The organism is Photobacterium rosenbergii (assembly GCF_003026455.1).
GTDB classification, from domain to species: Bacteria; Pseudomonadota; Gammaproteobacteria; order Enterobacterales; family Vibrionaceae; genus Photobacterium; species Photobacterium rosenbergii.
The window spans coordinates 194,835-209,322 of sequence record NZ_PYMB01000001.1; the positions used below are offsets into that span (position 1 = coordinate 194,835).

12 protein-coding genes are annotated in these 14,488 nt (G+C 45.9%); 5 read left to right on the top strand and 7 right to left on the bottom strand.

Annotated elements, in window-relative coordinates:
- Positions 1-6 precede the first annotated feature (6 nt).
- Positions 7-2,436, bottom strand: coding sequence for a DmsA/YnfE/YnfF family dimethyl sulfoxide reductase (locus C9J01_RS00930; RefSeq protein ID WP_107296231.1), 2,430 nt, complete (start codon positions 2,434-2,436; stop codon positions 7-9).
- A gap of 387 nt (positions 2,437-2,823) precedes the next feature.
- On the opposite strand from C9J01_RS00930, the gene C9J01_RS00935 reads away from it, so the two are divergent.
- The 3 genes from C9J01_RS00935 (at position 2,824) to C9J01_RS00945 (ending at position 5,575) form a co-directional block, all read left to right on the top strand.
- Positions 2,824-3,405, top strand: a complete 582-nt coding sequence (locus C9J01_RS00935) for a molecular chaperone TorD family protein (RefSeq protein WP_107296232.1) — start codon at positions 2,824-2,826, stop codon at positions 3,403-3,405.
- Complete coding sequence (gene napF, locus C9J01_RS00940) at positions 3,405-3,956, top strand: ferredoxin-type protein NapF (RefSeq protein ID WP_107296233.1); 552 nt, start codon at positions 3,405-3,407, stop codon at positions 3,954-3,956. The genes C9J01_RS00935 and napF overlap by 1 nt, the downstream gene beginning before the upstream one ends.
- 104 nt (positions 3,957-4,060) lie before the next feature.
- Positions 4,061-5,575, top strand: coding sequence for an ATP-binding cassette domain-containing protein (locus C9J01_RS00945; RefSeq protein WP_107296234.1), 1,515 nt, complete (start codon positions 4,061-4,063; stop codon positions 5,573-5,575).
- A gap of 22 nt (positions 5,576-5,597) precedes the next feature.
- Here C9J01_RS00945 and C9J01_RS00950 read toward each other — a convergent pair whose 3' ends face one another.
- Positions 5,598-6,494 (bottom strand): AraC family transcriptional regulator, encoded by an 897-nt coding sequence (locus tag C9J01_RS00950; protein ID WP_107296235.1) that lies wholly within the window; start codon positions 6,492-6,494, stop codon positions 5,598-5,600.
- Positions 6,495-6,664: 170 nt separating this feature from the next.
- Here C9J01_RS00950 and C9J01_RS00955 point away from each other — a divergent pair, with 170 nt between their 5' ends.
- Entirely contained in the window at positions 6,665-6,856 is a 192-nt protein-coding gene (locus C9J01_RS00955) for a hypothetical protein (RefSeq protein WP_107296236.1), read from the top strand.
- Here C9J01_RS00955 and lhgO read toward each other — a convergent pair.
- The 3 genes from lhgO to C9J01_RS00975 form a co-directional block, all read right to left on the bottom strand.
- Positions 6,851-8,059 carry an L-2-hydroxyglutarate oxidase gene (gene lhgO, locus C9J01_RS00960; protein ID WP_107296237.1) on the bottom strand — a complete coding sequence of 403 codons (1,209 nt, stop codon included), beginning with the start codon at positions 8,057-8,059 and terminating at the stop codon, positions 6,851-6,853. The genes C9J01_RS00955 and lhgO overlap by 6 nt on opposite strands.
- Positions 8,060-8,963: 904 nt before the next feature.
- Positions 8,964-9,926, bottom strand: coding sequence for a hypothetical protein (locus C9J01_RS00970; RefSeq protein ID WP_107296239.1), 963 nt, complete (start codon positions 9,924-9,926; stop codon positions 8,964-8,966).
- Between the two features lie 346 nt (positions 9,927-10,272).
- Positions 10,273-12,315, bottom strand: coding sequence for an alkyl/aryl-sulfatase (locus C9J01_RS00975; protein ID WP_107296240.1), 2,043 nt, complete (start codon positions 12,313-12,315; stop codon positions 10,273-10,275).
- A 136-nt stretch (positions 12,316-12,451) separates the two neighbouring features.
- On the opposite strand from C9J01_RS00975, the gene C9J01_RS00980 reads away from it, so the two are divergent.
- Positions 12,452-13,354 carry a LysR family transcriptional regulator gene (locus tag C9J01_RS00980; protein ID WP_107296241.1) on the top strand — a complete coding sequence of 301 codons (903 nt, stop codon included), beginning with the start codon at positions 12,452-12,454 and terminating at the stop codon, positions 13,352-13,354.
- A gap of 80 nt (positions 13,355-13,434) precedes the next feature.
- On the opposite strand, the gene C9J01_RS00985 is transcribed toward C9J01_RS00980, so the two are convergent.
- Positions 13,435-13,857, bottom strand: coding sequence for a DUF3010 family protein (locus C9J01_RS00985; protein WP_107296242.1), 423 nt, complete (start codon positions 13,855-13,857; stop codon positions 13,435-13,437).
- 79 nt (positions 13,858-13,936) lie between these two features.
- Positions 13,937-14,443, bottom strand: coding sequence for a M48 metallopeptidase family protein (locus C9J01_RS00990; protein WP_107296243.1), 507 nt, complete (start codon positions 14,441-14,443; stop codon positions 13,937-13,939).
- Positions 14,444-14,488 lie beyond the last annotated feature (45 nt).

Sequence of the window (14,488 nt, forward strand, 5' to 3'; positions counted from 1 at the left end):
TAAACCTTATGCTTTTTTCAGCAGTTGCACGTCGACTAGGTTGGTGTGTTGCGGGTTACCTTTGGCCAGCGGGCTAGGACGCTGGGTAGTTAGCACGTTAATGCTACCGCCGTGGTCAACACCTTTCTTATCCGGTGCGTACCAAGCACCTTCACCTAGGGCAACAACACCTGGCATCATGCGAGGAGTGACTTTGGCAGTAAGGTGAATTTCACCGTGCTCGTTGAAGATACGGATTTGGTCATCATTTTTGATGCCACGCTGATCTGCATCCATTGGGCTCATCCACATTTGTTGTGGTGCTGCTTCTTTAAGCTGCTCAACGTTACCGTAAGTCGAGTGGGTACGAGACTTGTAGTGGAAACCTGTTAGCTGTAGCGGGTAGTCCTTACGCTTCGGATCGTCCCAACCGTTGAAGGTTGAAGCGTATACCGGAAGCGGGTGGATCACATCGCCTTCAGGTAGTTCCCATTCAGCCGCAATGTCGGCAAGACGCTCAGAGTAGATCTCGATTTTGCCCGATGGCGTTGCCAATGGGTTGTTTTCAGGATCTTTACGGAAGTCTTCATGGGCAATGAAGTGCTCGGCTTTACGCTTGTAGATACCTTGCTCACGCATAGCATCAAAGCTTGGCAGAGTTGGGTCAATCTCACGTGTCTGTGCGTATAGGTGGCGTAGCCAACCTTCCTGGTCACGACCTTCAGTGAACTCTTTTTCAATACCAAGGCGCTTGGCAAGTTCAGTACAAATATCGTAAATGCTGCGAGCTTCAAATACCGGCTCAATTGCCTGGCTAGCGAAGATGAAGTAAGGCATGTTTGCAGCTGCACCATCCATACAGAAATCTGATTGCTCAGAAGTTGTTAGGTCTGGCAGAACAATATCGGCGTACTTAGCAGATGAAGTCATGTGGTTATCAACCACGACGATCATTTCACACGCTTTGTCATCTTGTAGGATGTCGTGAGTACGGTTGATGTCTGAGTGCTGGTTGATCAGGCAGTTGCCCGCATAGTTCCAGATGAACTTAATTGGCACGTCTAGCTTGTCTTTACCACGAACACCGTCAGCTTTCGCAGTCATTTCAGTTGCACGGGTAATGGCATCTGTCCATAGGAACATAGAGATAGCGGTTTTCACCGGGTTCTCTGGGATAGGGAAGCGAACAAATGGAATTGCCTGGTTACCTTCACGAGAACCAGTACCACCACCGCTTACACCGACGTTACCGGTTAGGATTGCCAGCATCGCAATTGAACGAGCCGCCAACTCACCGTTAGCGTGACGTTGTGGGCCCCAGCCCTGGAAGATGGCACATGGCTTGGCTGCGCCAATTTCGCGAGCAAGCTTGATGATGATATCAGCTGGAATACCTGTAATATCAGCCGCCCAAGCTGGTGTCTTCTCAGTTTGGTCTTCACCACGGCCAAGAATGTATGACTTGTAGTCAGATTTAGCAGGCGCAGAAGCAGGTAGCGTCTTCTCGTCGTAACCGACACAGTATTTGTCTAGGAAAGGCTGATCAACCAAGTTCTCGCTGATCATCACGTGTGCCATACCAGCTACAAGTGCCGCATCCGTACCCGGGCGGATTGGGATCCACTGGTCTTCACGACCACTAGCGGTATCTGTGTAGCGAGGATCGATAACGATCATCTTGGCGTTAGAGCGAGCTTTACCTTCCATCAAGTGGTGGATCTGGCCACCGCCTGACATACGGGTTTCAGCAGGGTTGTTACCGAACTGAACGATCAGCTTAGTGTTTTCAACATCTGAGAATGAGTTGTTGGCACCGTTACCATAGGTATAAGGCATACCTGCAGCAATCTGCGCAGTTGAGTAGTCACCGTAATGGTTCAGGTAACCGCCACTCAGGTTCATCAGGCGAGCAATCAGAGTTGCGCCCGGTGGCCATGATTTAGTGACTGTACCGCCTAGGGTACCCGTACCGTAGTTCAGGTATACCGCTTCGCTACCGTAGTCTTTACGGATACGGTTGAGGTTGTTGGTGATCTCATCGAAGGCTTCATCCCAGCTGATACGCTTGAATTTACCTTCACCACGCTTACCGACACGCTTCATTGGGTATTTCAAGCGGTCTGGGTTGTAAACACGACGGCGCATAGAACGGCCTCGTAGGCAGGCGCGGATCTGGTGATTGCCGTATTGGTCATCACCGGTGTTATCGGTCTCAACCCATTTGATTTCACCGTCTGAAACGTGCATGCGTAGCGGACAGCGGCTACCACAGTTAACGGTACACGCACTCCACACGACTTTTTCGTCAGTTGTTGTAGCGGCTTCGACTTTACTTGATTTAAATGGCAGGGAAACACTGCCTGCAACTGCAGCTAATCCACCTAACGCTGAGCTTGACTTAACAAAGTCCCGGCGGGTGAATTTAGGTGCCAATAGCTTTTTGAGTTGTGATTTCATGACACGACATTCTCGGTATTGACTAACAGTCCTACACTTAGTGGGTAGGTTTCTGACACGCATTTTCCGTCTATGAGAACGTTTAACTTTGCCGTCGATCAATAAATCACGGGGAATTATTTTGAATATTTATGTATCTGTAACAATGTGAATGTGGGGATTAATGCGTGTAACAGGATATTTCAAGATTGAGGGTGTTGATAGTGATTATCATTCACTATCAACAACTTAAAGTAGTAAATATTGTCCTAAAGCATGTTTTCCGTGTTAGTTATCGGCTATCGTGCATAGGAAAATGTTAATAAATAACCTAATTTAGCTGTTATTCCACTGGCATCATGAAAACTTATTGCATGATATTACATATTTTTGGAGGCGGATGTGACCATGGAGCACATTTCAACAATCGCTCGTATTCTGGGTAGCTTTTTTTATTATCCACTAACCCACGAAACGAACCGACAAGTCTGTCAGATGATTGCTGATAGTGAAGATCAAGAGGATTCTCCGTTTGCAGAGTTGCTGAAAGCTGTGGAAGCGGATGGGGCTGATGATCTTGCAATGGACTTCCAGCAGTTATTTGAAGGCTGTGAAGTGATGCCTGCGCCGCCATGGGGTTCTGTATACCTCGATAAAGAGCAAGTGATCTTTGGCGAAACCACTGTTGCTTACCGTCGCTTCCTTGCTGACAAAGAAATGTCGCTGGATACAGGAATGCGTGAACCGGAAGACCAGTTCGGTTTGATGCTAATGGCGATGTCAAAACTGGCAGAAGCCGAAGATAGCGAGGCGATTAAGGCTCTGTTATCTGTTCACTTGCTACCTTGGGCACCAAGATATCTCGAGCTAATGCAGAAAAACGCCAACACCCAGTCTTATCAGTTGCTTGGTGCTATGGCAGAGCAATGGTTAGCCTTTATTGCTGAAGAGCTTGCGGTAACGGCTGTGGAGAAAAAGGTTTATTTCTAATGATTGAACGTGACGAACGATATTACAAAGCTTGCATGGAGCATTACACGGTAAGCCGACGCGGTCTACTTCGTGGCTTATTCTCAGGTGCAAACCGTGTAAAGAAAGAGGCGCAAGCCCCGGCTATCGTTCGCACGGTCCCTCGTCCCCCGGGTGCCATCGAAGAAGCGTTGTTTCTTCAGGTCTGCCAGTCATGTGATGCCTGTGAAAAGGCATGCCCCCAACAGGTGATTGAGCGCCCGGAAGGGTTACCCCAGCTTAACCTTGACTATAATGACTGCAGCCAATGTGGCGAATGCCAAAAAGCGTGTCCTACACAGGCGCTTTCATCTGCAGATAAAGATATCGGTGTGCGACCGGATTTCACGACTCGTTGCGCCAACCGGTTGTCAGGCTATTGCGAATTGTGTGCAGAGCAGTGCCCGCATGAGGCGATTTCTATTGAGCATGGACAAGCCCCAACTATAAATGCTGAGTCTTGTGATGGGTGTGGTCAGTGCCGCACTGCTTGCTATACCGGCGCTATCACCATGGCTTTTCCCGAAGCCTAAAGCTCACTGGTCAAAGTTAGAAAAATTAAGATAATTTGATTGGCTTCACACGTTCCATGTAAGGTATCAGTTACTACCTAATGGCCTTACAGGGAATGGAGCCAATGTCTATCCAATTACACCAAATCAAACTCTATAGCAGCGAGCCGGGTACTCCGAAGCCGGTTATCCGCTTATCTATTCCCAAACTCGACATCCAACAAGATCAGCATTGGGCCTTTTTCTGTGCAAGAGGCGATGCGGGTTCAGTGTTTGCCCAACTATTAATCAACGATAGGCATCAATCCAAACCCAGTAATAAGTCTGGGGAGCAATTGGAATTTGACGGTGAGTTATCAGGTTTGCCTGAAAAAGTCAGCTTGGTCTCTCTTGCTGAACAGCAAGCATTGCTAGAGGAAGAACTGGCGAAGGATGATACTGATTTTCTCGATAGGTTTGACAAAGGAACAAGTGTCGAAGCATTGGTTCTCGCCTGCTGTCAAAGTCCTGAATATGCTGAAGAGCTTTTTACGCTTTTCGATCTTCAGAGCCTGAGAAAAAGTGGGTTTCGAAACCTGTCTACAGGGGAAACTCGCCGTGTCATGTTGGCCAGAGCGTTAGCCGAACAGCCAGAACTGTTGATCTTGGACGATCCGCTTGCTGGACTGGATATTGCGCATCAAGCACAGCTCATTACTCTGATTGATCAACTTCAAAAAGATGTCCAAATTATCCTGATCACATCCCGTGAACAGGCCTTGCCTGACAGTATTTCCCATATCGGTGTTTTCGATGAGGAGAAACTGACAGGAACTTATACCAGAGAAGAATGGGAGTTCTTGCCGCTGCTTTCTCACCTGCGGGCCCAATCGTCTGAACGTAGCGAAGCCATGCTGGCGTTGATCCAACAATACCAACATCAAGCCGACATGCCAGATCCCCTGGTTGCGATTCGAAATGGCAAAGTTGAATATACCGACAAGCTGATTTTTGATGGGGTGAATTGGCAAATTAATCATCACCAGCACTGGCAGATCAGAGGACCGAACGGTTGTGGTAAGAGTACATTACTTGGTTTGATCTTTGGCGATCATCCACAGTGCTACAGCAATGATATTGATATCTTTGGTATTAAGAGGGGGAGCGGCGAGACGATTTGGCAGATTAAGCAACATATCGGTATGGTATCTTCGGCTCTGCACCTTCAATACCGTGTGTCCTGTTCGGCATTGGATACCATTATCTCTGGTTTCTATGATTCTATCGGCTTATACCAGCAGCCAAGTATCGACGAGATCAAGCAGGCCAGAGACTGGCTTAAGCTATTGCATATGGAACACCTCGCTACCAAATCTTTCAGGCAGTTGGAATATGGACAGCAAAGGTTACTGCTGGTGGCTAGGGCGTTGATCAAGCGCCCTAAGTTGCTTATTCTTGATGAGCCTTATCAGGGGCTAGATTTCCTCAATCGCCAACTGGTGAAAAATGCCCTGGAGATGATTGCCAACAACAACTTGAGCCAACTTTTGTACGTCTCCCATCATCCGGAAGATTCCCTCGACAGTATCCATAACTTTGTGGATTTTGTAGGGTGTGCCGAAACAGGGTATAAAACCGTTATTAGCCACAACAACCCATAGTCACCGTAAACAAGTGCCTTAGTCAGACCGCAGCATTGATTTTGTAGTTGTTGCGGTATTGGCGTGGCGTCATCTGTTTGTAGTCTTTAAATTGGCGGTTGAAGTTAACCTGATTGCGGTAACCGACGTTTTCGGCAATAAGGCCAATGGGTTGGCTGGTGGTTTGTAGTAATTCTGCGGCATGGTTCAAGCGCAGCTTCTTCAAATACTGACTAAAGCTTTCTTTGAAGTGGACGGAAAACAGCCGATGAATGCTGCTCTCGCTGGTATTCATATGCGAAGCGAGATCAGCCAGAGTGACCGTTTGACTGAAGTGCTCCTCAAGGTACTGGCACACTTTCTCGATTTTCTCTTGGTTGGCTTTCTCTGTAGTGTATTCTTTTTGCGAGCCATCAATCTGCTTCTGGGGCGCATAAGAGAGTAGGGTACGGCTGTCTTTATCAGCCAGCAAAGTGCTGAGTACCTGAAGCAGAATACCAAGCTGAGTCATAGGAGGGTGGCTAGTCACACCTTGCAGCAAAGTCAGTACTTCCTTGCAAGCATTGCCAGAGAACTCGATGCCTTTATCGGCTCGTTTCAGCAATGAGTCGAGTTTTCTCATCTCTACACAGCTGAACATCATATTGGCAATCCATTCTTTCTTGAACCAAATGATGTGGGTTTCACAAGACTGGTTAGTTTGCGTCTCTGTAGAGTGGAAGCGGTGGGGCAATCCCGGGCCAATCAGTACCATGTTGTTATCGCCAAACTCCCCTTCGTAATGGCCTATAGAGGCCTTACCGCGAAAGTTGCGATGGATCACTAGCTCATATTCCTGATGGAAGTGCCAATCATAATGCTTATGTGGCTCTTCTATTTTGCGATATCGCCAAGAATAACCCTGACGCTGCATGACTCTTTCGATAGTCGCTTGTTGCATTGAACAAAATCCGAGAATTGAGGAAAAGTACCAATCTTTATCAATATAGTACTGGAATTAGCCCTAAAGTGAATGCTTTGAAGGGATAGTACCAATAGTTGATAAATTCGGATAAGTCCGTTATCCCCTTAAGCGTATTGTTGAGGCAAGCCATATGAGGAGCTAACACAATGAACAAGCTTAAAAAAATGATAACAAAACTGATTTTTGAAACCCGTCGAGACTGCTTGGCGAGGGTTGTCTGCGGCTACCAAGCAGAATACTCGTGGCAGGTGTTGGGCTATCAATCTCAGCGAGAGTTTGAAAAGGATTTGGCGTTGAGCCTATATCGCCAGCGAGCTAAACGCCACCATACTTTATAGATCCAGCACCTTGTCGCAAATGTATTTTCCGATAGGCATGGCAGAGGTAGCCGCTGGAGAAGGTGCGTTGCAAACATGGAGGCTTCGCGGACTTTCGGCAAACAAGAAGTCGTGGACAAGAGTACCATCATTGAGCACGGCCTGAGCACGGATCCCTGCAGGGTAGGGCTGCAAATCAGAAGTTGCTAATTGCGGACAGTATTTGTTGACTAGCTTCAGGTAGCCCGGCTTCCACCATGAGTTTTTGGTTTCAGCCAAACCTGCCTTAAAATGATTGGCACTGACTTTCCAGAACCCTTTGAAAGTAAGCATCTCGACCGTGTCTTTGGCACTGAAGTTAACCTTGCTGTATCCCTCCCGTTTCCAACCTTGCACGGCATTCGGGCCAACGGTCACTGTGCCATCTATCATCCGGGTAAGGTGAACGCCGAGGAATGGTAGTTCAGGATCAGGAATAGGGTATATCAAATGGTTTACGATCTGGTTGTGCTGCGGCGCTAAGCGGTAATATTCGCCTCGGTAGGGGATGATCTGAAAGTCAGTATCAATGCCCATCATCTTGGTTAGCCGATCTGCCATTAATCCAGCGCAGCAAATTAAGAACCGGCCTTTTAATTGAAAAGGCTGACCATCACTTCTGCATTGAACAACTACGTTATCTGATGTTTCTTCGAGTGCTTTGACTTCGGTACGCTTAGATATCTCACCGCCGAGTGTGACGAATAGTTCGGCCATTTTGTTGGTGATTTTTGTGTAATCTACTATGCCGGTAGCTGTCACCAAAATGGCCCCAAGCCCTATGATATTAGGCTCTTGCTGTTGCAGTTGTTCTTGGTTTAGTAACTCAACCTCAATACCATTTTCCAAGCATCGCTCATAAAGGGCCTGCATTCGCTCTAGTTCGGCAGTATTGGTTGCCACTAACAGCTTGCCGCATTGCTCAAAAGGAATTTGGTGCTCTCTGCAAAACGCTTTCGTGGCTTTTTCCCCTGCTTTGCAGAGCGTTGCTTTCAAGCTTCCCGGCGCATAGTAGACCCCTGCGTGGATAACACCGCTGTTGTGTCCGGTTTGATGCGAAGCCAGCGATGCTTCTTTTTCGATAACTATGGCCGATGCATCAGGGCGGCGTTGCTGCAGTTGCCAAGCCGTTGATATACCAACGATACCACCACCAACAATGATGTAATCGTAGACCTTATCCATTTGAATTCCTTTTCTATGAAACCTGCGACTGTTCGGACCGCTATATTATTGATGAGTATAGATAAACCTAGGGTCGAAAGCTGCGAGCCTGACCACAGCACACGAAATGTAAGAGCAAGCATTTAACACTATGTGAATTGGTGAGTATTTGTTCGATTTTGTATCTGGAAGGCACCTGTCACAGCAAACTTAACTGATTGGATGTAAAGTAATTATATACCCAAGTTACTTCAAGGTGCTGGATTCAGAGGGTTGTCAGCGCATTCACTTCAAGGCGAAGGTTTGCAGGAATGGCACTCCCTTTCAAAAAGCTTCAACGCAGGAGTGGATGGGCTGACACCCTCCCAAAGGGCGAGTTTTCTAAGCTCATATACCGCGTTATTGTTTCTTGATTTAGAGCCACTAGATCTTCAAAACAATGCCTTGTCTATAAGCTTATAAATTCTCGCTGAACCTGCATCTTGAAGTAGCTTGGGTATAATCAAGGTAGAGGCAAAACCGGCAGGACGCACCATACTTGTAACGTATTCCAAGTGACAGATGTTCGTTGAAGTTGCTTGGATATAGCAATAGGAGCGATCAGTGATGCTTAGGAAAGTTAGTGAGGTCGATTTTTACAAGTTGTTCACCGTGATCGGTGGCTATTTTCTTTTCTTCTTTGGCGCTTTTCATTTACTAAGTTGGATGAAGAGTACCAACTTATTAATCTATGCGTTTGTTGTTCTTTCTGTAGTTGTCAGTGCATTGCTTATCTTGACGTTGTATAAGCTGAGGAAGCGGCGAAATTACCACAGTTGAAATCAAGAGTAATGAGTGTAGACAGACCAACATATGTAATGATCGCCAAAATAAAAAAATACCCAAGCTTTTTGCAAAGCTTGGGTAGAGACTGATTGTTTTAGACTTATTGGCTGATTGAGAAATCAACAAGTTCCATGATTTCCTCTACCTTGCCCTTATTCTCTACAATTTTTATAATCCCCAAAGTTGGGTTATACCAAGCTTCAACACTTTCTGAGTTGCTATTTCGAACATCGTTTATCATTTTAGGTATCCTTGTGCCTTCTTGCTCGCACACTGCAGAAACATAATCCCTTACATTCATTTTCCAAGTCTCAATCGACTTACCTTTTATAGTAATCGTCTCTTTATTTGAGCGAGAAAAATCAAAAGCTCGGTTGATGTCTACTGATTCACATCGGATGATGCCTGAGTATTTTTCATTAAAACCATACTCTTCAAGAAAGCCTTTAGTTTCTTCTTCATTCAATGTGCCTAGTTTGGCCTGGAAATTAGCTTGATAACTGGCTGGCTGGCCAAGTGCATAGTCTCCATCCGCAATGAAGTCAGGTAGTGACCATGGTTGTTTCTCTAAGTCATCATCAGAGACAAATGTGATGAAAGGTGACTTGATGAGCTTAGCGCCATATGAGGTCTCCTTATCATCTTCTCCGTTTTCGTCTTTTTTAGGCTTGGTTAATGCCGCATCCTCAAAAACTGCCGTTGTGGATTTGAAGAAGTTATTTGCTAGGTTATGGTTCTCTAACTTATTGAGATTGCTAGGCAGTAAGTCTTCGCTGATAGGTTGGTATGTCGAAAACTCGTAGAATTCTTCATTAATTGAAGAAATTCCTTCATACGTTTTATCAATAACTTTTACATGCAACGTTGTGCTATTGATATTTGCAGCATCAAAGGTTGCTCCCTTTAGTGGGAAATCTACTGTTGGTGTTGGTGTTGGTGTTGGTATTGGTGCAGGTATTGGTGTTGGCGTCGGTTTTTTATCGTCTGGTGTTGAGCTACCACCGCCGCCACCACAACCGGCTAAAAGAGAAATGATAGAAAGGCTGATAATCGTTTTTTTCATTATGAGACCATGTAAAGTGAGTTGGATAAAAGCTATTTGACTGTCCATGTAATGATTGAGCGGGATTATAGGTGGGAGAGGATTGGATATGTGTCCTGAATTGTATTGATTCTGTATGAATTGATTTCCATATTGTGGATGAAAGGAGTTACAAGGAAATAAAAGCGATGAAAAGTCGGTTGGATATTACGAGAGAGGTTAACTATTTGTGAGATATAGCGTGTGGAAAATATATTTACAATTGTATTGAAGTGTCAGGTCGGAGCGGTGTCAAAAGTTTGACTTTGGCTTTAACCCCACCGCAATAGCGGCAGGGTTGATTATTGTAAAATGAAAGTTATTGGGTTTAATCAGCTTTAATTGGCATTGGTAACACTTCGAAGTCCAAGCTGAAATCGTCAAGCACGGCGTTCAGTTGATCAAGAATATCCGCTTGGCCTTCTATCTTAGCCACGCCGAATTTGATCATTTGCTCAAATGTTGCCCGCCCAAGCAATACCCTTGTCAGATCGGCTCTGTCAATTGTCACCGTCATATCAACATTGTCTTGTTTATCGCTAACTTTTACCGAAGACATATTGGCATTAGCAATCGTACCGTAGTAAACCTCTTCAATATCTGGATGTACGATTTGGAAGGACACATCCATTGCTAGCTCTTCCGCTTTTGGCGCATTTAAGCGCACGGCAAGCAAATCCAATACTGCAGAGGTAGGTGTATTTGCTAACACGTCGGCAGACGTCGTTTTGATTGGGTCTTTAATCTCATTGGTTCTGAGTTCGTAAGCCCCTTGAAGGTAGCTGTTTCGCCACGCCATGGTCTCAGACTGATACCCTTGTTGCTCTAAAGAGTCAGCCATAGCTAGGCGATACTTGACGTTATTCGGGTCGCATTGGACAAGGTCGTTAAACAGCATGGTGGCTTGCTGATAGCGCCCTGCGTTGAAATGCCCTTTGGCAGCGTTGAACATGGTATCTGCGCCACTGGCTTCCACATACGTACATGACTTATCTTGGGTAAGCAGTGGGTTCAAGTTTGTCGGATTGGAATCGTAATAGCCGAGGTACAGATTTAGTACCGCACGGGCGTTATGGGAGTAAGAGCCATGATAGCCATTAGTAAACCACGCTTGCTCCTGAGATTGAGGCACAATCTGTTCCAGTTTGCGGCCAACATCATTGATGTTAACCCCATGGTTCGCTAGTCGAAGCGATTGGTTGTGGATGAAACCATAGTTATCACGCTGCAGGGCAAGGTAGTGGTTCACATACTCATTGGAAATAACCGGTGCGGAGTGCGCCGCTACAATATGGTCCACTCGGTCGCCGTAGTTAACCAACATTTCAGCCAGATATTTTGACCACAATAAGCCGTCTCTGACTTTGGCACCACGGAGTGTGTAGAGGTTGTGCATACCATCGTAGGTCAGCTCGCCGGTATTGAGGGATTTGTATTTCTCGACCCAGACAATCATGCCTGCCGGTGCTTCTGCGTATGGGACGTTGGTGATCTCGAAATCGACTCCATCAATGTTGATCACTTTCTTGTCTTCTTGGACTTCTTCGGTCGGCAAGATAAGGGACATGTTACCGCCAAAGGCACCTAGGCCAATAGCGCTATCTACAATACCTGTCTCGGAAGGCGTTAGCGTGGTGCCGTACTGGTATTGCGAGCGGCGGTTCATGGCATTACCCGCAAGGATACCCTCATCGATAAGCTCTTTGAGGAAACTGCGTGGGCCAATGACTGGGACACCTTCTGGAAGCTTTCCGTCTTCCCATAAACCACGTACACCACCGAAGTGGTCAATGTGGTTATGGGAGTAAAGGACACCCGTTACTTTGACTTCACCATTGATTTTAGGGAGGTGCGTGCGGGCAAAGTCCATTGCATGTTGAACCGCTTCAACCGTTAGGGCTGGGTCATGAACAACATAACCATTGTCAGTGCGATAGAAGGTCAGGTTAGTGACGTCTGCTCCACGGAGCTGGTAAACGCCATCAGCGACTTTGTAGAGACCGTTTGCCAAAAAGTTTTGTGCAGCCTGATGGTAAATAGAAGGATTGACGGTTTCTGGTACAGCATCAGCCGAGACATCAATTGCACCGTCGAGAAAAGCGTAGCGACGAAGTATTTCACCGGCAGGGTGATCACCAAACTCTGCAATTAGCCCATGTTTTTGGCGCTCAATAACGCTGCGATCGTTCCATGGCAGCTTTTTTGATAACACATTATTGGCCGCGATAGTGTGCTCAGAGGCGGGTTTACCTTTGTATTCGAGCAAGTTGCTGTAGTTGATGAGATGCTCTTCACCTTCACCGAGGTGATTAGCGAAAGCACCAAAAGAAATGGCTGATATAACCGAGAATGCTAATAAAGATGTTTTCATAATAGAGACTTAGCTTTGGTAGTAGGTGGTCAGAGAGCTTTAGTATCTATTGATATGAAATATGAATATAATCGACATAGGTGAATATGATATATAAAAATCAGATATCATTAACAAAGTTGAAACAGGTTGGGGTATGGTCGGACAGGGATTAGATTTAAATTTACTGAAGATTTTTTGCTCGGCGGTTGAAGCGGGCAGTATGTCTGAGGCGGCCAAAAACTTAGATATGAATCAGTCTGCGGTCAGTTCGGCCATGCAAAAGTTGAAAGATAGCCTTGGAGCTGAGTTGTTCATCCGTCAGAGTCGAGGAGTTAAGCCCACCGCTATCGCTATGTCGTTGTATCGTGATGTCTCTGTGGACCTGACGAAAATAAACCGAACCGTTGCAGGGATCACTGCGTTTGATCCTATGAGTTCAAAACGCCAATTTACGATATCTTGTCCAGAATTTAGCAATACCCTGCTATTCAACCAGCTTAATGATCTGGTAAATCCGGATTTAAAAGTTGTCTTTCATGATCAACCCAGTAGTAGCGAGGCTCTTATGCAGCAACTGCTGGATCGTGAGAGAGATCTGTTTATTGATGTGACAGTGCCTGATCACCCCAGTGTTATGGCACAGTCATTGGGTGTTGACCGTTCCTGTGTAATTGCCAGCAATAACCACCCGAGGTTACAGGGAGAGGCAATTTCGTTGGAGCAATTTCTCTCTGAACCCTACGTCAAACTGAACAGAACGCGCGACCAATTGGCTGGGATAAGATGGCTGACCAAAGCACAAATCCATCGCTTGAATATTGTGTCTCACACCCAGTCTTTGTTTGAGTCTATGATCACAGTGTCTCAGACAGAGTTAATTTCTACCTTGCCAATTTCTATGGCTGATCATTTTAAGAATATTCTCGGCCTGAAAATGTTTGATCTTCCATTTAGCGGCAGTCCGATTCAAATCTATTTACTTTGGCATAAAGCGATGGACGATGATCAAGGGCATCGATGGCTTCGGGAACGAATTCAATTGATATACAGAGGTTAAATGAGGGAGAAATTGTCATTTCCCGAATGCAGCCCATTAAAAAAGCCAGCAATGCTGGCTTTTTTAGCTTTGATATGACGTTATTTACCTAGGTAGGCATAACCTGTCATGAAAGCGGCTTCCTGGAACTGGCGTAGGCCTGTTGCACGGAATTCGATAGCTAGCGGGTTGCGCTTTAGCTTCTGTTTGATCTCTTGGCTAGAGATGAAGTCTACTTCAACACCGTCAATTAGCTGGATTGCAGCTTCAAGTTTGAAGCCAATTGCGCTGCCTGCAAACTTACCGCGGGTTTCACGAGTGCGGATCACAACACGGTCAATTTGGTAGTCATCCAGAAGCTTTTTGAAAGTCTGCTGGAAATTACGCATTTGCTCATTGTCCATTGAGTCTTGCATGATGAACTTTTGAGCACGGCATTCTGGTAGATCGAACAGACCGTTACTCTGTGTAAGAAGGCAAATGACAGCCTCGTTGCTACGAAGCTCGACAGCACAAATTTTCATGTAAACACCTAATAATGTAGTTAGCAGGGTATTTTAGGCAAAAGTGCAATAAATACCAGAAATTAAATGCCCCTTAACGCTAGTTGTACAGTGGTCCGTCAATTTCGAGCTGGGTTAGCAGCAAGCGGGCATCGAGTTCAAGCTGGTGGTAGCTAGGCTCCATGTGGCAGCATAGCTGGTAGAATTCTTTGTTGTGCTTTTTTTCTCTGATATGGGCAAGCTCATGTACCACGATCATACGCAGCAATGGCAATGGAGCCTGCTTAAAGATAGTTGAAACCCGTATCTCATTCTTGGCCTTGAGTTTGTTGCCGTGAACACGCGAAACGAAGCTGTGCATACCCAGTGCATGGTTAACCATGTGGATCTTGCCGTCGTAAGCCACTTTGCTGACAGGCGATGACTTCTTCAGGTATTGGTTTTTCAGCTCAATCACATAATCGTAAAGCGCTTTCTCTGACTGGATAGTATGTTGCTCTGGGTATTTCTTTAATAGATAACGTTTTAGGTTCCCTTGCTCGACCAGTTGGCTGACTTGGCCAATGAGTTGTTCGGGGTAGCCTTGTAGATATTTGAGTTTTTGCATTTACGCAGCCAGTTATTGCTCAACGAGGAAATTGAGCCGCGATTT